Here is a 21,487-nt window from a genome sequence, read left to right as displayed (position 1 = left end):
CATCACGGTACCCGGCAGGCCGGTGGGGCCTGCCGGGCTGGGCGTTTGTTATTGCGGGTTGGCTCGGGTGCTGGAGAGCAGCGAGGCGAGGTTCGCGGCCTTCGGCTTGACCAGCCAGAACTTGCGCAGGTAGTCGTCCAGGTTCTCCAGCAGGTGGGCGCCCCACTCGCTTTCGGTTTCCTTGACGTACTCGGCCAGCACGCTGTGCAGGTGGCTGCGGTAGGCCTCCATCGCCTCGTTGCTGATGCGCTGGATCTCGACCAGTTCGTGGTTCACCCGGTCGACGAAGCTGTTGTCCAGGTCGAGCACGTAGGCGAAGCCGCCGGTCATGCCCGAGCCGAAGTTGTAGCCGGTCTTGCCGAGGACGCAGACGAAGCCGCCGGTCATGTATTCGCAGCAGTGATCGCCCGTACCTTCCACGACGGTGTGGGCGCCGGAGTTGCGCACGGCGAAACGCTCGCCTGCGGTGCCTGCGGCGAACAGCTTGCCGCCGGTGGCGCCGTACAGGCAGGTGTTGCCGATGATGGCCGACTCCTGGGTCTTGAACGGGCTGCCCTTGGGCGGGGTGATGACCAGCTTGCCGCCGGTCATGCCCTTGCCGACGTAGTCGTTGGCGTCGCCTTCGAGGTACAGGTTCAGGCCGCCGGCGTTCCACACGCCGAAGCTCTGGCCCGCGGTGCCCTTGAAGCGGAAGGTGATCGGCGCCTTGGCCATGCCCTGGTTGCCGTGCACACGGGCGATCTCGCCGGAGACACGGGCACCGATGGAGCGGTCGCAGTTGCAGATGTCGAGGGCGAACTCGGCGCCGCTCTTGGCGTCGATGGCGGCCTTGGCCATCTCGACCATCTTCTCGGCCAGCAGGCCCTGGTCGAACGGCGGGTTCTTCTCGACTTCGCAGAACTGCGGCTTGTCGGCCGGGACCTTGTCGCTGCCCAGCAGCGGGGACAGGTCCAGGTGGCCCTGCTTCTCGGTCTCGCCGGGGAGCATTTCCAGCAGGTCGGTGCGGCCGATCAGCTCGCCCAGGCTCGGCACGCCGAGCTTGGCCAGCCACTCGCGGGTGTCTTCGGCGACGTAGGTGAAGTAGTTCATCACCATTTCGACGGTGCCGATGAAGTGGTCCTTGCGCAGCTTGTCGTTCTGGGTGGCCACGCCTGTGGCGCAGTTGTTCAGGTGGCAGATGCGCAGGTACTTGCAGCCCAGGGCGACCATCGGGCCGGTGCCGAAGCCGAAGCTCTCGGCGCCGAGGATGGCGGCCTTGATCACGTCGAGGCCGGTCTTCAGGCCGCCGTCGGTCTGCACCCGGACCTTGCCGCGCAGGTCGTTGCCGCGCAGGGTCTGGTGGGTCTCGGCGAGGCCGAGCTCCCAGGGGCTGCCGGCGTACTTGATGGAGGTCAGCGGCGAGGCGCCGGTGCCGCCGTCGTAGCCGGAGATGGTGATCAGGTCGGCATAGGCCTTGGCCACGCCGGCGGCGATGGTGCCGACACCGGCTTCCGCCACCAGCTTCACCGAGACCAGCGCCTTGGGGTTGACCTGCTTGAGGTCGAAGATCAGCTGCGACAGGTCTTCGATGGAGTAGATGTCATGGTGCGGCGGCGGCGAGATCAGGGTCACGCCGGGGACCGCGTAGCGCAGCTTGGCGATCAGGCCGTTGACCTTGCCGCCGGGCAGCTGGCCGCCTTCGCCGGGCTTGGCGCCCTGGGCGACCTTGATCTGCAGCACTTCGGCGTTGACCAGGTACTCGGGGGTGACGCCGAAGCGGCCGGTGGCGACCTGCTTGATCTTGGAGCTGCGCACGGTGCCGTAGCGCGCCGGGTCTTCACCGCCCTCACCGGAGTTGGAGCGGCCGCCGAGGCGGTTCATGGCTTCGGCCAGGGCCTCGTGGGCCTCCGGAGACAGGGCACCCAGGGAGATGCCGGCCGCGTCGAAGCGCTTGAAGATGGCGTCCAGCGGTTCGACCTGGTCGAGCGACAGGGGCTGGTCGGCGAGCTTGACCTTGAGCAGGTCGCGCAGCATCGACACCGGGCGGTTGTCCACCAGCGCGGCGTATTCCTTGTACTTGGCGTAGTCGCTCTGCTGCACGGCGGCCTGCAGGGTGTTGACCACGTCGGGGTTGTAGGCGTGGTACTCGCCGCCGTAGACGAACTTGAGCAGGCCGCCCTGCTGGATCGGCTTGCGGTTGTTCCAGGCTTCGAAGGCGAGCAGCTTCTGCTCGGCCTCGATGTCGACGAAGCGGGCGCCCTTGATACGGCTGGCGACGCCCTTGAAGCTGAGCTCGACCACTTCCTCGGAGAGGCCCACGGCCTCGAACAGCTGTGCGCCGCGGTAGGAGGCGATGGTGGAGATGCCCATCTTCGAGAGGATCTTCAGCAGGCCCTTGGAGATGCCCTTGCGGTAGTGCTTGAAGACTTCGTAGAGATCGCCCAGCACTTCGCCGGTGCGGATCAGGTCGGCCAGCACTTCGTAGGCCAGGTAGGGGTAGACGGCGGAAGCGCCGAAACCGACCAGGACGGCGAAGTGGTGCGGGTCACGCGCAGTGGCGGTCTCGACCAGGATGTTGCAGTCGCAGCGCAGGCCCTGCTCGGTCAGGCGGTGGTGCACGGCGCCGACGGCCAGGGATGCGTGGGCGGGCAGCTTGCCGGGGCCGATGTGGCGGTCGCTGAGGACCAGCAGCACCTTGCCCGAGCGCACGGCTTCCTCGGCCTGGTCGGCGATGTTGCGCACGGCGGCCTCGAGGCCGATGGACTCGTCGTAGTTGAGGTCGATCACCTGGCGCTCGAAGCCTTCGCGGTCGAGGCTCATCAGCGCACGCCACTTGGCCGGGGAGATCACCGGGCTGCTGAGGATCACGCGGGTAGCGTGCTCGCGGGACTCGGAGAAGATGTTGCGCTCGGCGCCCAGGCAGATTTCCAGGGACATGACGATGGCTTCGCGCAGCGGGTCGATCGGCGGGTTGGTGACCTGCGCGAATTGCTGGCGGAAGTAGTCGTAGGTGGAACGCACGCGGCGCGAGAGCACGGCCATGGGGGTGTCGTCGCCCATGGAGCCGACGGCTTCCTGCCCCTGCTCGCCCAGCGGGCGCAGCACCTGGTCACGCTCCTCGAAGGTGACCTGGAACATCTTCATGTACTGCTTGAGCTGGTCGCTGTCGTAGCTGGCCACGCCGTGGTCGTCGTCGAGCTTGGCCTGGATGCGCACGGCGCTCTGGCGCAGCCACTGCTTGTACGGGTGGCGCGACTTGAGGCGGTTGTCGATGTCGTCGGTGGTCAGGACCTGGCCGGTCTCGGTGTCCACGGCGAGGATCTGGCCGGGGCCGACGCGGCCCTTGGCGATGACGTCCTCGGGCTTGTAGTCCCAGACGCCGATCTCGGAGGCCAGGGTGATGTAGCCGTTCTTGGTGGTGACCCAGCGGGCCGGGCGCAGGCCGTTGCGGTCGAGCAGGCAGACGGCGTGGCGGCCGTCGGTCAGCACGACACCGGCGGGGCCGTCCCAGGGCTCCATGTGCATGGAGTTGTATTCGTAGAAGGCGCGCAGGTCGGCGTCCATGGTTTCGACGTTCTGCCAGGCCGGCGGAATGATCATGCGCAGGCCGCGGAACAGGTCGATGCCGCCGGTGACCATCAGCTCGAGCATGTTGTCCATGCTGGAGGAGTCGGAACCGACGCGGTTGACCAGCGGGCCGAGCTCGTCGATGTCGGGCAGCTGGTCGTTGGCGAACTTGGTACGACGGGCCAGGGCCCAGTTGCGGTTGCCGGTGATGGTGTTGATCTCGCCGTTGTGGGCGAGGAAGCGGAAGGGCTGGGCCAGCGGCCACTTCGGCAGGGTGTTGGTGGAGAAGCGCTGGTGGAAGACGCAGATGGCGGTCTGCAGGCGCTCGTCACCCAGGTCCGGGTAGAACTGCTGCAGGTCGGCCGGCATCATCAGGCCTTTGTAGATGATGGTCTTGTGCGACAGGCTGCAGATGTAGTGCTCGCTGTCGTCGGCGTTGGCCACCGAGGAACGACGACGGGCGCTGAACAGCTTGATGGCCATCTCCTGGTCGGAGAGGCCTTCGCCACCGATGAACACCTGCTCGATCTGCGGCAGGCGCTCGAGGGCCAGGCGGCCGAGGACGCTGGTATCGATCGGCACCTTGCGCCAGCCGATCAGCTGCAGGCCGGCGGCTTCGATCTCGCGGTTCATGTTGGCGCGTGCGGCGTCGGCGCGAGCCTGGTCCTGGTTCAGGAAGACCATGCCCACGGCGTACTGGGCAGGCAGCTCGACTGCGAACTCGGCCTTGGCCGTGGCACGCAGGAACAGGTCGGGTTTCTGGATCAGCAGGCCACAACCGTCGCCGGTCTTGCCGTCGGCGTTGATGCCGCCGCGGTGGGTCATGCAGGTCAGTGCTTCGATAGCGGTTTGCAGAAGATGGTGGCTTGCCTCGCCTTGCATGTGGGCGATCAAGCCGAAACCGCAGTTATCCTTGAACTCATCAGGATGGTACAGACCTGCTTTCATAGGGAACTCTCACCAGGAACTGCCTTGGTAAAAAGGCAAAATTGCTTTGTAGTTCAACCACTTACCACACGCGCAGGACTAGGCGCCAGCTTTGCGCAGGCAAAAGGGAGGTCATTGTACATATCCACTTGGTCCGTCACAAATCTTCGCGACGATTAAGTGAAAGTTTATGTCGCCAAACCGAAGGATTAGACCGGAAGGTCGTGCTAACGACCCTCCGGTCACGGAGGCGGGAGGGAGATGGTGCCCGCTGTCAGCGGGCGATTTCCTGCTGGATGCTGGCGAAGCTCTTGGGCCAGGGCTTGCCGGCCTGGACCTTGGCGGGGAGCCCCTTGATCGCGGCCTGGGCGGCATTGCGGCTGGGGAAATTGCCATAGGTGACGACGTACAGCGGCTTGCCCTGGTGGACCTTCTTGAAGTAGCGGTACTCGCCGCCGTTCTGCTGGACGAACGCCTTGGCGCTGCCTTCGGAGCTGGTGCCGAGGATCTGCACGGCGTAATGACCGCCGGCCTGGGAGCGATACCAGCCATCTCCGGCACCGGCGGACGCAGTACCGGAAGCGGCCACGGCCGGTGCGGCAGCAGGCTTGGCAGCGGGTTTCTCGGCCGGCTTGGCCGGAGTCGTGGCTGCAGCGGCGGGCTTGGCGGGCGCTGTGGGCACCGCAGCCGGGGCGGACGCGGCGGAAGTCGGTGCAGTGGCGATCGGCTGGATCGGCTTGACGGCCGGCTGCTGGGTGATCACCGGAGCTGGCGGCACGGCCGGAGCGGTGCCGGCGACAGCGCCCACAGGCGGCGCGACGGTGGTGACGGTCGGCGGAATGGTCGCCTGGGAGCCAGGCTGGGCACCCCCTTCATCGAGATCGTCCTGGCCTGCCGCCTGCGCCAGCGGCTCGCGGATCACCGGCTGGGCTTCGCCCACCAGGGGCAGCGGCAGGGGCTGCGAGGAGCCGGCGAATTCCACGGCGGGCGCTTCCGCCGGTGCCTGGGGCTGGCCAGCGGGCGCTTCACCGGCAGGCGTCGGCTGCTGGCCCATGGGCAACTGGGCGGTCGTGGGCTGCGTGGAAGCCGGGCTGTCCGAACGGTTCTGCATCAACAGGGCCGCGACGACGCCAATGGCGACGACCCCCAGTGCCAGCAGGTGCTTCTTCGGTAGATTCAAGCTGAACCCTCCTTTGCGCGAGGCCCCCCGCTCGGCGAGCATGGCCTCGACCAACAGTTCACGAGCGGACTGATTGATGCCGCCGGGCCAACCACCGGATTGCAGATGGATATCCTCGATCTGCTCCTCGGTCAGCAGCTCAATCCCCTGTCCGGCGCCTTCGAGCCGCTGCGCCAGATATTCGCGGGTTTCGTCCTCGCTGTAGGGCAGAAGTTCAATGGCGTGGAAACGTTCTTCGCCATCGGCCAGCAGTTCCAGGCGCGGCAGCAGGTTGGAGTCGGCGAAGAGGAAGACATGCGGGCGAGCCTCGCTGTTGCCAGCGGCCAGGGTCAGCAGGTTGTCGAGACCGGCGTCGTCGAGGTCTTCGGCATCGTCCACCAGCAGGTAGACCTCCTGGCCGGTCAGCGCGAGCTGGCCGACCTGGGCGAGGACCGAGCGCGCGTCGCTCTGGGCAACACCCAGCGCCTGGGCAACCAGGCGCATCAGGCCGCCCGCCTCGGCCGCGCCGCGCGCGGAAACCACCACGCTTTGCACCGCCTGCTTATTGGTGCTGGCGACCAGCGCCTGGCGCAGAAGCGTCTTGCCGCTGCCTTGGGGACCGGTCACCACCAGCAGCAGCTGGCTGTAGCGGGCCAGGTGGTGCAACTGCCCAAGCACCGGCTTGCGCTGGGCGGGATAGAACTTGAAGCCGGGTACCCGCGCGGCGAAGGGGTCGTGGGTGAACTGGTAGTGGGCCAGGAAGGCCTCGTCGGCGTGCAGGCTGGTCATGGGACTCTTTTTACTCTCCAAGCTGGTCAGCCAGGGCGCGATAGTCCGCGCTCAGGGTGTCGTCCAGAATATTTCGCGGGTAATCCGCAGTGACAACGGCCTCGCCGATCGCGCGCAACAGCACCAGGCGCAGCTGTCCGTCGAGGACCTTCTTGTCCACTGCCATGTGTTCGAGGAACTGCTCGGGCGTCATCTCCTCCGGCGGCACGATGGGCAAGCCGGCATCGCGCAGCAGGCGGACCGAACGATCACGCTCCTCTTCGTTGATCCAACCCAGGCGCCGGGACATCTCCAGTGCCATGACGGTGCCGGCGGAAACCGCCTCGCCATGCAACCAGACGCCATAGCCCATGTGGGTCTCGATGGCATGCCCGAAGGTGTGGCCGAGGTTGAGGGTGGCGCGTATGCCGGACTCGCGCTCGTCGGCCCCGACGACCCGGGCTTTCGCCGCGCAGGAGCGCTCGATGGCTTCGGTCAGGGGTTCCTGTTCGAGGCTGCGCAGGGCAGCCATATGCTCTTCCAGCCAGGACAGGAAGGGCTCATCGCAGATCAGGCCGTATTTGATCACTTCGGCGAGGCCGGCGGAGAGCTCGCGCGGTGCAAGCGTGCGCAGCGTCGCAGTATCGATGATCACGGCCCGGGGCTGGTAGAAGGCACCGACCATGTTCTTGCCCAGCGGGTGGTTGATGCCGGTCTTGCCGCCGACGGAGGAGTCCACCTGGGACAGCAGGGTGGTAGGCACCTGGATGAAATCGACACCACGCTGGTAGCAGGCCGCCGCGAAGCCGGCCATGTCACCGATCACGCCACCACCCAGTGCGATGACGGTGGTGCGGCGATCGTGACGGGCGGTGAGCAGGCCGTCGAAGATCAGTTGCAGGGTTTCCCAGTTCTTGAAGGCTTCACCGTCGGGCAGGACGATCGGCTGCACCTTGTAGTCGGAAAGCGTGCGGGTCAGCTGTTCGAGATAGAGAGGGGCGACGGTCTCGTTGGTGACGATGGCCACCTGCTTGCCGGCGATATGGGGCGCGAAAAGCTCGACCTGCGTCAGCAGGCCAGCGCCGATATGGATGGGATAACTACGCTCGCCAAGATCGACCTGAAGTGTCCGCATGGGGCCCCCACTATGAAAAGGGCACTAGGATAGCGCAGTTCGGCCCCTGCTTTAACGGGGAGGCAGCGCCTGCAATCGTTCGAGGATTTCCTGGACCACCAGACGCGGAGGCCGCTCATCGGTCTCGATGATGATGTCGGCGATCTCACGGTAAAGGGGGTCACGGATGGCCATGAGGTCACGCAGCACACGCCCCGGATCAGCGGTACGCAGCAGTGGTCGGTTACGGTCACGGGAGGTGCGGTCGATCTGCTGTTCAACCGAGGTATGCAGATAGACGACCCGCCCCCCCGCCCTGAGCGCCTCGCGGTTGGCAGGACGCAAGACAGCTCCGCCTCCCGTCGCAACTACGACGCCGTCGGCGAGGCAGAGCTCCTGAAGCATCGACTGCTCGCGATCACGAAAACCCTGCTCGCCTTCGACATCGAATATCCAAGGGATGTCCGCCCCTGTCCTCTGCTCGATTTCCTTGTCGGAATCCTTGAAGGGCAGGCGCAGTTCTTTGGCAAGCAAACGCCCGATGGTGCTCTTTCCAGCTCCCATCGGGCCAACGAGGATCAAATTACGCACTGATGTCAGCGACTCACCGCAATAGCCTGGTTGTTCATGATACGCGGGGTGAGGAAGACCAGCAGCTCGGATTTCTTGTCCTGGACCACATCACGCTTGAACATGCGGCCGAGGAACGGCAGGTCGCCGAGGAAGGGAACCTTGTCAGTTGCCTTGGTCTGGGTGTTGGAGAACACACCACCGATCACGATGGTCTCGCCATCGCTGACCAGAACCTTGGCATTGACCTCGTTCTTGTTGATCGGCGGTACGCCGTTCAGCGCGTTGGAGAAGTCCGGGGCGTCCTTGGTCACCTTGACTTCCATGATGATGCGGTTGTCAGGCGTGATCTGCGGAGTCACTTCCAGGGACAGGGCCGCCTCCTTGAAGGACGTCGTACTGGCACCGCTGGAGCTGGCTTCCTGATAGGGAATCTCGGCGCCCTTGAGGATCTTCGCGGTTTCCTTGTCCGAAGTTACGACCTTCGGCTGGGATACGATCTCGCCGTTGCCGGTCTTCTCCATGGCGGAGAGTTCGAGGTCGAGGATGGTGTTGTCGGTTACGAAGCCGATGCCGATGGAGGACGTGGCACCTGTAGCCCCCATATCAACAAAGGTACCAAGAGCCGCGTTGGGGCTGGTGCCACCGCCACCGGTACGAGTGCCACCCTCCCCGCCGATGACGAAGTTGTTGTCACCCACACGCGCACCGCGCCAGTTCACACCCAGCGATTTGTCATAGTCGACGTTCGCCTCGACGATACGAGCCTCGATCATCACCTGACGGACCGGGATATCGAGCTGGGCCACGATGCGGCGCAGTTCGTCCAGCTTGTCCTGGGTCTGGTAGGCGATGATGCTGTTGGTGCGGTCATCCACGGTGATCGAACCACGCTCATCCGACGACTCGTTGCCACTGGTCACGGACTGGAACAGCTTGGCGATATCGGCAGCCTTGGCGTAGTTCACCTGGATCAGCTCACGGCGCAGCGGAGCCAACTCAGCGATCTGCTTCTGGGACTCCAGCTCTTGGCGCTCACGAGCAGCAATTTCGTCAGCCGGCGCAACCAGCAGCACGTTACCGACCTTGCGCTTGTCGAGTCCCTTGGTTTTCAGCACCAGGTCCAACGCCTGGTCCCAGGGCACGTTCTGCAGGCGCAGCGTGATGTTGCCCTGCACGGTGTCCGAGGCCACCAGGTTGAGGTCGGTGAAGTCAGCAATCAGCTGAAGCACCGAACGCACATCGATGTCCTGGAAGTTCAAAGAGAGCTTTTCACCCGAGTAGGCAAAACGCTCGGACTTGCGCTTCTCGACATCTTCTTGCGTCAGCGGCTTGATGCTGACAGTCAACTTGTTATCAGTTTGATAGGCCAGATAATCGTAGAAGCCGGTCGGCTCGATGGTGATGCTGGCATTACCTGAGGAGCCCGACGCGCTGACGAACTGAACCGGGGTGGCGAAATCCTTCACATCAAGGCGGACGCGCAACGACTCGGGCAGTTGGGTCTTGGCGAAATCAAGGCGAATCTTGCCACCCTGCTCCTGAATATCCGGACTTACAGTGGGATCGGAAAGCGTGATGACGACATTGCCTTCACCCTGATCACCGCGCTGAAAATCAATATTGCTGATGGCCTTGCCTGCCGCAGCAAAGGTCTTGACGGGAGCAGCGGGGGCTACCGGAGCGGCTACAGGGGAGGTACGGGTCGCTTGCTGCGTGGCACCGCCCGCCTCACCCACCACGACGTAGAGATTGTTACCCTCGACACGCGTGCTGTAGGGCACGAGCGTCGCCAGGTTGATAATCATCCGGGTGCGGTCCTTGGCCTCGACTATGGTGACGCTCCGCGCGTTGCCCACACCCAGTTCGCGATTCTTGCTGCCTAGTTTGTTGGTCACCCCGGGCAGGTCCAGAGCAATACGCGCAGGCTGCTCGATGGTGTAGCCCCGAGGCGCGACAACCGGCTCGTCGAAGGCAAGTTTCAGTTCAACCTTACCGCCAGGCAAGGCTGCCACATCGAGACCCTGCAGGTCGGCAGCCAGCAATACTGGCGACAACATGGCGGCCAATAGGGTAAGGCCGAAGCGCGAAAACGAGCTGTTCATCATCTGGTTCCGTTGTGCAGACCGGTGTTTGTTTTTCATAAGTCACCCCGCCCTTAAGAGCGCTCCTTGAGCGTGAGACTGCGCGGGCGCTCGAGCCAGCCACCCTCGCCGTCCGGGACTATCTCTACGACGTCGATCTTGGATTCGTTTATCGCGACGACCTTGCCGTCATTGCGCCCGAGGAAATCACCCACTCGGATTCGATGCACCCCTCCAGCGCCTCGAACCAGAGCGAACATGCCTCCCTCATTGGAAAGCGTGCCGACCATCTCGAAGGACTCGATGTTGAACCCTTCAAGGAATTGCTTGACCCGGGTCTCATCCGGGTGCACGTCCTTGCTGCCCTTGACCTTGTTCGCCAGGTCGATCTTCACCGGCGGCTGGAAAGGGCTACGCAAAGCGGCGGCGCTGTAAGTAAAGGCCTCATAGGGCTGGAATTTCGGGAGCGGCTCGATCGTGCCTTTCGGGCGGGCACGAACTTCATCCATGTAGGCCTGGAGATCGGCGAAATCACCGCCACCTCCACATCCGGAAAGGCTAGCCAGCAGAAGACCACTGAGAATAAGACGGGAGCTGGTACGGATCATTTCTGCAGCCCCTTGTCGTTATAGCGGTAGGTCTTCGCCAGGATGCTCATCCGCAACTGAGTGGTGCTTCCAGCATTGGCAGGCGTGATGCTGAAATCATGCAGCGTCACGATACGGGGAAGACTGGCAACGCCGCTCACAAAGGTGGCCAGGTCGTGGTACGTCCCCACCACCGATATCTGGATCGGCAGTTCGATATAGAACTGCTGGGCAGCTTCCGGCAGGAGCTTGATCTCCTCGAACTCCAGGCCGCTTCCAAGACCAGTGCGAGTGATGTCCTCCAGCAAGCCGGGAACTTCGGTATCGCTGGGCAGTTGCCGAAGAAGGGCGCCAAAGGAAGTTTCCATTTCCTTCATTTGATCTTTATAGGCTTCGAGGTTGGCCGCCTGGAAAGCCTTGGTCGTGAACTGCTGCTTCAGCGTTTCTTCTTCGGCGCGCTGCTGATCGAGCTGAAGTTCCAGATCCTTGAGATGGAAGTTGTATCCCAGCGCAAGGACAGCTGCGACCAGCAAGACGCAGGCGATTACTTTTACAGCGACCGGCCAGGAGCCGACGTTGTTGAAGTCGAGGTCATTCAAATCGACCTTGCGGAGACTTTCGAGCGAATCAGCCAAGCTCATTTCTTGGCTCCTTCTACGTCGGCAGCAGGCTGGGTCTGCTGTACGGTCAACTGGAAGATATTTGCCTGGTCGACCGCGCCGGCAGTAATTGCCCTGACCTCGGTAAGGTTCGGAGCGGTCAACCATTCGGAGGCATCGAGATTACGCATCAGGTTGGAAACCCTGTTGTTGGACTCGGCAGCGCCAACGATGGCGATGCTCTGCCCTTTCATCGCTACGTTCGTGAAGAAGACACCATCCGGCAACGTGCGCACCAACTGGTCGAAAACGCGACCGATGATGGGACGGTTGCCCTGCAGGTCCTGAATGATCTTCATCCGCTCGAGCAGTTGCTGGCGGCGCGTCTTGAGCTCGCTGATCTCTTTGATCCGCGTGTCCAGCACCGCGATTTCCTTGCGCACGAACTCGTTACGCGCCTGCTGGTTCTCGATCTCGCCGTTCAGGTACTGATCGCCGAGGAAAACCAGACCGGCCGAGATCACCAGCACACCCGCCAGGGCCACGAGGAATCGCTGCTTGCGCTCCTCGCGCAGCTGCTCCCGCCAGGGGAGTAGGTTGATGCGTGCCATCAGTCGAAACTCCTCATCGCCAGTCCGCAGGCAATCATCAGCGCCGGGGCATCACTGGCCAATGCGCCCGCATTGACCTTGCTGCTCAGCGCCATCTCCGCGAAGGGGTTGGCAACCTGGGTAGGAGTGCCGATCTTCTGCTGGATCAAACGGTCCAGATCAGGAATGGACGCAGTGCCACCCGCCAGGAGGATGTAGTCGACATCGTTGAACTGGCCCGCAGCGAAGAAGAACTGCAGCGAGCGAGACACCTGCTGGACCACTGCGTCCTTGAACGGCTGCAACACTTCACTGTCGTAGTCATCCGGAAGACCGCCCTGCTTCTTGGCGAGCCCCGCTTCTTCGACGGACAGGCCATAGCGACGCTGGATCTCCTCGGTGAGCTGGCGCCCGCCGAAAAGCTGCTCGCGGCTGTAGATGGTCCGGCCGTTGTGCAGGACGCTCAGGGTCGTCATGGTCGCCCCGATATCCACGACGGCGACCGTCAGTTCGTCGCTTCCGTTGCCCAGTTGCGCGGCGAGAAGGCCGTAGGCACGTTCCAGCGCATAGGCTTCGACGTCGACGACCTTGGCGGTCAGGCCCGCCAGGGCCAGAGCAGCTTCACGGACCTCGACGTTCTCCTTGCGGCACGCGGCAAGGAGCACATCGACCCGCTCAGGGTTGCGCGCGGAAGCACCCTGTACCTCGAAGTCGATAGCGACCTCTTCGAGCGGGTATGGGATGTACTGGTCCGCCTCGATCTTCAGCTGATTCTCCAACTCATCGTCGGAAAGCCCAGCATCCATCTCGATCGTCTTGGTGATTACAGCGGAGCCCGCGACCGCTACGGCCACGGACTTTGAACTGGCCTTGGCCTTGCCGAGAACACGAGACAACGCCTGGCCGACCCCCTCCAGTTCGGCGATGTTCTTTTCGACCACAGCATTCGGTGGGAGCGGCTCGACGGCGTAGGCCTCTACCTTGTAGCGGCTTCCCGAGCGACTCAATTCAAGGAGCTTGACTGAAGTCGAGCTTATGTCGATCCCCAGCAGCGTATTCGCTTTCTTGTTGAAGAGCCCTAGCACGACCGATTTCCTATCAGCATCCGAGACTTACGGACGATTTATGTTTTTCCACATTAAATAACAGTCTTGACAGAAGCGCAAATGGCTACCCGGGAAAAAAAACGCATATAATGTGAACAGTTTTTCCCTTTTAAGATCTGCTTCCGCTTAACTCATTCTTTTATCTGGAAATCCAAGAGCCTTGATACGCCTGCTGAAGTTTTTCTGGTGGTCCTGCGTCGCCGTTTTTTGTGGGCTGTTGCTCAGTTTCAGCGGCGCTTACCTCTACCTTAGCCCGACTCTTCCTTCTGTCGATTCCCTGCGCAGCATCCAGCTGCAGATCCCGCTGCGCGTGTACAGCAGCGACGGCAAGCTCATCGCCGAGTTCGGCGAAATGCGCCGTGCGCCCATTCGTTTCGCGGACATACCACCGGAATTCATCCAGGCATTGTTGGCTGCCGAGGATGACAACTTCGCCAACCATTATGGCGTCGACCTCACCAGCCTGGTGCGCGCTGCCACGCAATTATTGAAGAGCGGCCATATTCAGAGCGGCGGCAGCACCATCACCATGCAGGTGGCGAAGAACTACTTCCTCACCAGCGAGAGAAGTTTCTCCAGAAAGATCAATGAAATACTTCTCGCCCTGCAGATCGAGCGGGAGCTCAGCAAGGATGAAATCCTCGAGCTCTACGTGAACAAGATCTACCTGGGCAACCGCGCCTACGGCATCGAAGCCGCCGCCCAGGTCTACTACGGCAAGTCCATCCGCGACGTCAGCCTGGCGCAGATGGCGATGATCGCCGGACTGCCCAAGGCACCTTCGCGCTTCAATCCCCTGGTCAACCCGACTCGCAGCAAGGAGCGTCGCGATTGGATCCTCGGCCGCATGTTCAAGCTGGGCCGTATCGACCAGGCCCGCTACGACCAGGCGATAGCCGAGCCGATCGACGCCAGCTACCACGTACCGACGCCGGAAGTGAACGCCCCCTACGTCGCCGAGATGGCCCGCGCCGAAATGGTCGGCCGCTACGGCAGCGATGCCTATACCGAAGGCTTCCGCGTCACCACCACGGTACCGAGCGACCTGCAGGAAGCAGCCAACAATGCACTGCGCAGCGGCCTGATCGAATACGACCAGCGCCACGGCTACCGAGGCCCGGAATCGCGCTTCCCCGGCATGACCCGCGAGAGCTGGGCCCAGGAGCTGGCCAAGCAGAAGTTCATCGGCGGCCTGGAGCCTGCGATCGTCACCCAGGTGGAGAAGAGCGGCCTCCTCGTGCTCACCCGTAGCGGCAAGGAAGAAGCCGTGGGCTGGGACAGCATGAAATGGGCCCGCCCCTTCCTCAACACCAACAGCCTAGGTCCGCGCCCCCAGCAGCCCGCCGATGTCGCGCAGGTAGGCGACCTGATCCGCGTCCAGCGGCAGGCGGACGGCACGCTGTTGTTCGTCCAGCAACCAGCGGCGCAGAGTGCCCTGGTATCCCTGGACCCGCAGAACGGCGCGATCCGCTCGCTGGTCGGCGGCTTCTCGTTCGAGCAGAGCAACTACAACCGCGCAGTCCAGGCCAAGCGCCAGCCGGGCTCCAGCTTCAAGCCGTTCCTCTACAGTGCGGCACTGGATAACGGCTTCACCGCCGCCAGCCTGGTGAACGACGCCCCGATCGTCTTCGTCGACGAATACCTGGACAAGGTCTGGCGCCCGAAGAACGACAACAACACCTTCCTCGGCCCGATCCGCCTGCGCGAAGCGCTGTACAAGTCGCGCAACCTGGTATCGATCCGCCTGCTCCAGGCGGTGGGCATCGAGTACGCGCTGAACTACATGAGCCGCTTCGGCTTCAACAAACAGGAGTTGCCGCGCAACCTGTCCCTGGCCCTGGGCACCGCAACCCTCACGCCGATGGAGATCGCCAGCGGCTGGAGCACCTTCGCCAACGGTGGATACAAGATCCAGCCCTACCTGATCGAACGCATCGAGAGCCGTGACGGCAAGGTCATCTTCACCGCCAACCCGCCGACCGTGCCGAAGAACGACGCCCCTGACACGCAAGTCGCCCAGACCGTCGCCGCGCCGGATACCCGCCTTCCCGGCGCCGAGCAGCAGGAACCCGCGGTCGCCGAGCGCATCGTCGATGCACGTACCACCTACATCCTCACCAGCATGCTGCAGGATGTGATCAAGCGCGGAACCGGCCGGCGCGCCCTGGCCATGGGGCGCGGGGACATAGCTGGCAAGACCGGCACCACCAACGAATCCAAGGACAGCTGGTTCTCCGGCTACAACGCGGACTATGTGACTACCGTCTGGGTCGGCTTCGACCAGCCGGAGAGCCTAGGCCGCCACGAATACGGCGGCACCGTGGCCCTGCCCATCTGGATGACCTACATGAGCGCAGCCCTGAAGGACAAGCCGGAGCACGTGCTGCCCGAGCCCGAAGGCCTGCTCACCCTGCGCATCGACCCACTCAGCGGTCGCGCTGCAGTCCCGGGGACGCCCAACGCGTTCTTCGAACTGTTCAAGAGCGAAGATTCGCCGCCACCCATGAGCGAATTCGATCCGGGCATGAGCGCACCGGGCAGCCCGCTGCCCGCCGACGAGGCAGCCCCCATCGATCTGTTCTGATCGCCTCGACGACAACAAGAAGCCCGCCTCGGCAGCGGGCTTTTTGTTGCCCGAAGGAAATCGCACCCAATAAAAAACCCGCCGTGAGGCGGGTTCTTCATCGACCAGGCCGATCAGCCGTTGAACACGTCTTCCACCGACTTCAGCGGATAGTGTTTCGGGTAGGGCAGGGTCGCGACACCGGACTCGATGGCAGCCTTGGCCACGGCATCGGACACCACGGTGATCAGGCGCTTGTCCATGGGCTTCGGAATGATGTACTCACGACCGAACTCGAGGGACGCGACGCCGTATGCATCGCATACATCCTTGGGAACCGGCTCCTTGGCCAGGTCGCGAAGGGCCAGGGCAGCAGCGATCTTCATCTCTTCGTTGATGCGGGTGGCGCGAACGTCCAGGGCACCACGGAAGATGAAGGGGAAGCCCAGCACGTTGTTGACCTGGTTCGGATAGTCCGAGCGGCCGGTGGCCATGATCACGTCATTGCGGGTCGCGTGTGCCAGTTCCGGCTGGATTTCCGGGTCCGGGTTGGAGCAGGCGAAGACGATCGGGTTCGGCGCCATGCGCTTCAGGTCTTCGGCGCTCAGCAGGTTGGCGCCCGACAGGCCGACGAACACGTCCGCGCCATCCAGTGCATCCGACAGGGTGCGCTTGGGGGTTTCATGGGCGAAGACCGCCTTGTACTGGTTCAGGTCATCACGACCGGCATGGATGACACCCTTGCGGTCGATCATGAAGATGTTCTCGACCTTCGCACCCATGCTCACCAGCAGCTTCATGCAGGAGATGGCCGCAGCGCCGGCGCCCAGGCAGACGATCTTGGCTTCCGGCAGGCTCTTGCCGGCGATCTCCAAGGCATTGAGCATGCCGGCAGCGGTCACGATGGCGGTGCCGTGCTGGTCATCGTGGAAGACCGGGATGTCGCATTGTTCGATCAGGGTGCGCTCGATCTCGAAGCACTCGGGCGCCTTGATGTCTTCAAGGTTGATGCCACCGAAGGTGATGGAGATGCGCTTGACGGTATCGATGAAGGCCTGGGGGCTCTCGGCATCGACTTCGATGTCGAACACGTCGACACCGGCGAAGCGCTTGAACAGCACGCCCTTGCCTTCCATGACCGGCTTGGAGGCCAGCGGGCCGAGGTTGCCGAGGCCGAGAATCGCGGTGCCATCGGAGATCACTGCCACCAGGTTGCCCTTGCCGGTGTACTTGAAGGCCAGCTCCGGATCGCGGGCGATCTCGCGGACGGGCTCGGCCACGCCCGGGCTGTAGGCCAGCGACAGGTCGCGGGCGGTGGCGGTCGGCTTGGTCAGCTCGACGCTGAGTTTCCCGGGACGGGGCTGGGCGTGGTACTCGAGAGCGGCAGTTTTCAGATCAGACATTTTGGCATTCCGCTTTTACTGTTGTGACAGACGGACGGGCGAGGATACGCAAGATACCGGGGGCCTACAAGACTGTTCAGTCACGCCACGTCAAGCCCTCTAACGTACGACTTTAAGCCAATCCCCGGCCTTGGGCTCGCCGATTGGATACAAATTATTGATCAATCGGATACGATTTTCCAGCTCCGCCTGATCCCCTGCCGCCCCACTGGCGCGAACGATGCCGGCTACGGTTTCCGCAGCCTTCACCTGGACCAGATGCAACCTCGGCGGCTGCGCCAGGGCCCTCTCCTCGGGCTTGAGGGCGCGGAAGCTGTGAATGACGGAAAGGAACCGGGCATCTTCGGTTTCCAGGGAAGCCCTGCCCTTCATGCCGGCGATAAACAGATACGCCTGATCCCCTTTGAAGACGACAGCCACACGTCGGGCGGAATTGCCGGGGACCACCGCCGTCACACCGATGATGCCGTCCTGGCTGAAGGTCTCCTCCATCACCAGGCGCTGGCGTCCGGCGCGCTGGTGCAGCAACTCGGACGGCGTCAGCCCCGGCGTGCGCTCCGCCAGCTGCATGGCGATGAAGGCCTGCTCATCGCGAGGATGGCCGATCAGCACTTCCGGGCGGTTCACCAGCTCCCAGCCGTCGGGGTAACGCAGCGTGAAGTCCAGTCCGACGTGATAGAACTGCTGCCCACGGCGGATGCCCGTATCGGCCGAATCACCGAAGGGCATGCCGTCGATGGCCTTCAGGTAAGCCTCGCGATTGACCTCCTGCTGCCCACCGGCCAGGGCGCGTGCCGGCCCGACCACCTGCTGCAGGCGCGTATCGTTATCCGGGTGGGTATCGAAGACGCCGTGATAGCTGCCCGCTTCGGGCACTTCCTGCCCCTTGCGCTTCGCTTCGTCGCGCGCGAACACCTCCTGGTTCTTCAGCACCTTGACCACCTCGATCATCGCCTGGGGGTCATAGCCACTGCGGGCCAGGTACTGCGCCCCGAGTCCGTCGGCCTGCAGCTCCATGTCGCGGCCGTAGCCCCGAACCATCGCGCCGCCCAGCACATTGGTCAGGTCGCCCGCCGCACTGACGCCGGTACCGATGGCGACCGCCTGGCCAAGGATGTTCCAGGCCTGGGACTGGCTCTGCTGCTGCACGCTGTGCCGAGCCGTGACGTGCCCCACCTCGTGCGCCAGCACGGCCGCCAGCTCCGCTTCGGAGTTCAGGTAGGCCATCAGGCCGCGATGTATATAGATGTAGCCACCCGGCAGGGCGAAGGCGTTGATGTCCGGTGAATCGACCACCGTGAAGATGTAGTTGAGGTTGGCACGATGGCTGTGCCGCGCCACGCGCTCCCCCACCCGCTGCACATAGGCTTGCAGCCGATCATCGGCATAGCGGGGGAATTCCTTCTGGATCTGCTGGTTGTAGCGGCTGCCAAGGTCGAGCTCCTGGCTTTCGCTCATCATCACGAAATTGCGCTCCCCGGTAGCCGGGTTGACGGCGCAGCCGGTGAGAAGAGACAGCAGCAGGCCTAACAGCAGAATCGGCAAAGCGGGCATGGATCACCTCGGCGACCGCTCGCGCAACCACTGCGTCCTGCGGGGCTAAGCGGCTTTTTACGCAGCCCCGGCTAGCCGGTCAATCGCCGGCCCGGACACGCCAGGACTGAACGCCAGAAACGAAAAAGGCGCCCATTGGGCGCCTTTCTCTGCACAGCTGGAAGGGCTTCGTCGAAGCCTCCCCGGTCACTCGGTCGCTTACTTGGCGCCGAATACACCGAAACGCTGCTTGAAGCGATCGATACGGCCGCCGGTGTCCAGGACCTTCTGCTTGCCGGTGTAGAACGGGTGGCACTCGGAGCACACGTCGAGGCTGATGTTCTTGGCCAGGGTGGAGCGGGTCTTGATGACGTTACCGCAGCTGCAGGTAGCTTCGATCGCTACGTATTCGGGATGGATTTCCGGTTTCATGGCTTGATCCTCAGGTCTGGCGTGCCGCCACCCGACCCTATGTCGAGCACCGCACGGAAACAGGCGCAGGATCATACCAGAGCCGCGCCGTCACGCAAGTCGGCCGCCGAGCCCGGCGACGTGCGGCCGTGCTAGGATCGCTCCGCCCGATCGGAGACCCCCGTGCCCAACGCCATCCTGCGCCTTGCCCTGCCCTCGCCCCTGCGCCGCCTGTTCGACTACCGCGCGCCCGCCGGCGTCCCGGCCAGGCAACTGCAGCCCGGCGTGCGCCTGCGCGTGCCCTTCGGCCGGCGCGAGGTGATCGGCGTACTGGTGGAAGTGGCCGAGCACAGCGAGGTGCCGGACGACAAGCTGCGCCCCGCCCTGGAGCTGCTCGACCAGAAGCCCCCGCTGCCCGCCGAGCTGTTCAAGCTCTGCCTGTGGACCGCCCAGTACTACCAGCACAGCCTTGGCGACACTCTCAGCTGGGCGCTGCCTGTGCTACTGCGCCAGGGCGAGCCCGCCGAAGCCCGCCAGGAGCGCTTCTGGCACGCCAGCGAAGGGGCTCGCGCCGACGATCCGCGCCTGGCCCGCGCGCCGCGCCAGCGCCAGGCACTGGCCACCCTCGCCCAGCACCCCCATGGCGTCGCCCACCAGTTGCTCAGCCAGTTGCAACTGAACAAGGACAGTCTCGACCTGCTGCTGGAAAAAGGCCTGGTCTACATCGAGACCCGCCGTGGAACGGCCGCGCCGCGCCACGAGCACTGGCTGGCGCAGGCCGAGTTGCCGCTCAACGCCGAGCAGCGCGCCGCCTACGACGCCGTGTTCTCCACATTCGGCCAGTTCAATGCCTTCCTCCTGGCCGGCGTCACCGGCAGCGGCAAGACCGAGGTCTACCTGCAACTGATCCGCGAAACCCTCGCCGCCGGCAAGCAGGCCCTGGTGCTGATCCCGGAGATCAACCTCGGCCCGCAGACGCTCGAACGCTTCTCCCGACGCTTCAACGCCCGCATCGCCCTGCTGCACTCCGCCGTCAACGACCGCGAGCGCCTGGACGCCTGGCTCGCCGCCCGCGACGGCGAGGCCGACATCATCATCGGCACGCGCTCCGCGCTGTTCACGCCGATGAAGAACCCCGGCCTGATCATCATCGACGAAGAACACGACGCCTCCTACAAACAGCAGGAAGGCCTGCGCTACCACGCCCGCGACCTGGCCCTGGTGCGGGCGCGGCAGGAGAACATCCCCATCCTCCTCGGCTCCGCCACGCCGTCGCTGGAAAGCCTGCAGAACGCCCACGCCGGCCGCTACGGCCTGCTGCGCCTGACCCAGCGTGCCGGCGGTGCCCGCCAGCCGCGCTTCCTGCGCCTGGACATCAAGAGCCGCCCGCTGGACTCCGGCATTTCCGGGCCGCTGCAACAGGCCATCGAGCAGACCCTCAAGGCCGGCCAGCAAGTGCTGGTGTTCCTCAATCGCCGCGGCTTCGCCCCGACCCTGCTGTGCCACGACTGCGGCTGGATCAGCCAGTGCCCGCGCTGCGACGCGCGCATGACCCTGCACCAGCGCTCCGGCGAACTGCGCTGCCACCATTGCGGCCACACCCAGCGCCAGCCCCGCGGCTGCCCGGACTGCGCCAAGGTCGACCTGCGCCCCGTCGGAGCCGGCACCGAGCGCGCGGAAGAGCGCCTGAACATCCTTTTCCCGGACGTCCCCGTGCTGCGCATCGACCGCGACAGCACCGCGCGCAAGGACGCCATGAACAAGCTCTTCGCCACCATCAACAAAGGCGAACCCTGCATACTCGTGGGCACCCAGATGCTCGCCAAGGGGCACCACTTCCCCCGCGTCACCCTGGTCGCGATCCTCGATGCCGACGGCGGGCTGTTCTCCGCCGACTTCCGCGCCAGCGAGCGCATGGCCCAGCTCATCGTCCAGGTGGCGGGCCGCGCGGGCCGGGCGGAAGAGCCGGGCCGGGTGATCATCCAGACCCACCTCGCCGACCACCCGCTGCTGGTGCAACTCACCGAGGAGGGCTACTTCGCCTTCGCCGAGCAGGCCCTGTCCGAGCGCCGCGCCGCCGGCCTGCCGCCCTTCGCCCACCTGGCCCTGCTGCGCGCCGAGGCGCACAAGCCCGGGCAGGCCGAGGAATTTCTCGATGCCGCCTGCGCCGAAGCGGAACATTTGCTCGCCGAACAGGGTCTGTCCGGCATCGAGTTGCTCGGCCCGGTGCCAGCCCCCATGGAGCGCCGCGCCGGCAAGCACCGCGCGCAATTGCTGGTCCAGGCCAATGCCCGCGCCAGCCTGCACCGCCTGCTGACACCCTGGAGCCTGGCCCTGGAGCAACTGCCCGGCGGGCGGGCCGTGCGCTGGTCGCTGGATATCGACCCGATCGACCTTTTCTAGCGGCAGGTCGCACCCCCAGGGCCTCCACAGGGGGGGGCCAGCACGCGGCCTGGCGCGCGGCGCTTGAAGCTGCGGGCTCAGCCCGCCGATAATGCCCAGTTTTCAACCAGCGCCCAGGCGCCGC

General features: G+C 64.2%; 14 protein-coding genes. 2 read left to right on the top strand and 12 right to left on the bottom strand.

Annotated elements, in window-relative coordinates:
- Positions 1–48: 48 nt before the first annotated feature.
- The 9 genes from gltB to ACYJSS_RS03960 form a co-directional block, all read right to left on the bottom strand.
- Positions 49–4,494 (bottom strand): glutamate synthase large subunit, encoded by a 4,446-nt coding sequence (gene gltB, locus ACYJSS_RS04000; RefSeq protein ID WP_111259787.1) that lies wholly within the window; start codon positions 4,492–4,494, stop codon positions 49–51.
- Positions 4,495–4,747: 253 nt separating this feature from the next.
- Positions 4,748–6,421: an AAA family ATPase gene (locus tag ACYJSS_RS03995; protein ID WP_111259786.1), complete on the bottom strand. Its 1,674-nt coding sequence runs from the start codon at positions 6,419–6,421 to the stop codon at positions 4,748–4,750.
- 10 nt (positions 6,422–6,431) lie between these two features.
- Positions 6,432–7,535 carry a 3-dehydroquinate synthase gene (gene aroB / locus ACYJSS_RS03990; protein ID WP_111259785.1) on the bottom strand — a complete coding sequence of 368 codons (1,104 nt, stop codon included), beginning with the start codon at positions 7,533–7,535 and terminating at the stop codon, positions 6,432–6,434.
- A gap of 51 nt (positions 7,536–7,586) precedes the next feature.
- Positions 7,587–8,105 (bottom strand): shikimate kinase AroK, encoded by a 519-nt coding sequence (gene aroK, locus ACYJSS_RS03985; RefSeq protein ID WP_236204347.1) that lies wholly within the window; start codon positions 8,103–8,105, stop codon positions 7,587–7,589.
- 5 nt (positions 8,106–8,110) lie between these two features.
- Positions 8,111–10,189: a type IV pilus secretin PilQ gene (gene pilQ / locus ACYJSS_RS03980; protein WP_111262833.1), complete on the bottom strand. Its 2,079-nt coding sequence runs from the start codon at positions 10,187–10,189 to the stop codon at positions 8,111–8,113.
- A 53-nt stretch (positions 10,190–10,242) separates the two neighbouring features.
- Complete coding sequence (pilP, locus tag ACYJSS_RS03975; protein ID WP_111262832.1) at positions 10,243–10,776, bottom strand: type 4a pilus biogenesis lipoprotein PilP; 534 nt, start codon at positions 10,774–10,776, stop codon at positions 10,243–10,245.
- Positions 10,773–11,396: a type 4a pilus biogenesis protein PilO gene (gene pilO / locus ACYJSS_RS03970; RefSeq protein WP_111262831.1), complete on the bottom strand. Its 624-nt coding sequence runs from the start codon at positions 11,394–11,396 to the stop codon at positions 10,773–10,775. The genes pilP and pilO overlap by 4 nt, the downstream gene beginning before the upstream one ends.
- Positions 11,393–11,965 (bottom strand): PilN domain-containing protein, encoded by a 573-nt coding sequence (locus ACYJSS_RS03965; RefSeq protein ID WP_111262830.1) that lies wholly within the window; start codon positions 11,963–11,965, stop codon positions 11,393–11,395. The genes pilO and ACYJSS_RS03965 overlap by 4 nt, the downstream gene beginning before the upstream one ends.
- Positions 11,965–13,029 carry a pilus assembly protein PilM gene (locus ACYJSS_RS03960; RefSeq protein WP_111262829.1) on the bottom strand — a complete coding sequence of 355 codons (1,065 nt, stop codon included), beginning with the start codon at positions 13,027–13,029 and terminating at the stop codon, positions 11,965–11,967. Before ACYJSS_RS03960 ends, ACYJSS_RS03965 begins: the two co-directional genes overlap by 1 nt.
- 184 nt (positions 13,030–13,213) lie before the next feature.
- Here ACYJSS_RS03960 and ACYJSS_RS03955 point away from each other — a divergent pair, with 184 nt between their 5' ends.
- Positions 13,214–15,634: a penicillin-binding protein 1A gene (locus ACYJSS_RS03955; protein WP_178082990.1), complete on the top strand. Its 2,421-nt coding sequence runs from the start codon at positions 13,214–13,216 to the stop codon at positions 15,632–15,634.
- 113 nt (positions 15,635–15,747) lie between these two features.
- Here the strand turns inward: ACYJSS_RS03955 and ACYJSS_RS03950 are convergent, their stop codons facing one another.
- The 3 genes from ACYJSS_RS03950 to rpmE all read right to left on the bottom strand — a co-directional run bounded on the left by ACYJSS_RS03950 (position 15,748) and on the right by rpmE (position 18,981).
- Entirely contained in the window at positions 15,748–17,016 is a 1,269-nt protein-coding gene (locus ACYJSS_RS03950) for a malic enzyme-like NAD(P)-binding protein (protein WP_111262827.1), read from the bottom strand.
- A 99-nt stretch (positions 17,017–17,115) separates the two neighbouring features.
- On the bottom strand, positions 17,116–18,570 hold the full coding sequence (locus ACYJSS_RS03945) for a M48 family metalloprotease (RefSeq protein ID WP_459479319.1): 1,455 nt from the start codon (positions 18,568–18,570) through the stop codon (positions 17,116–17,118).
- A 198-nt stretch (positions 18,571–18,768) separates the two neighbouring features.
- Positions 18,769–18,981: a 50S ribosomal protein L31 gene (rpmE, locus tag ACYJSS_RS03940; protein ID WP_111262825.1), complete on the bottom strand. Its 213-nt coding sequence runs from the start codon at positions 18,979–18,981 to the stop codon at positions 18,769–18,771.
- Positions 18,982–19,143: 162 nt separating this feature from the next.
- Here rpmE and ACYJSS_RS03935 point away from each other — a divergent pair, with 162 nt between their 5' ends.
- On the top strand, positions 19,144–21,363 hold the full coding sequence (locus ACYJSS_RS03935) for a primosomal protein N' (RefSeq protein WP_236204349.1): 2,220 nt from the start codon (positions 19,144–19,146) through the stop codon (positions 21,361–21,363).
- Positions 21,364–21,487: the final 124 nt, after the last annotated feature.

The organism is Pseudomonas sp. No.21, assembly GCF_054558415.1.
Note: the sequence above shows the minus strand (reverse complement) of the source record. Positions and strands in the feature narration are given on the sequence as shown.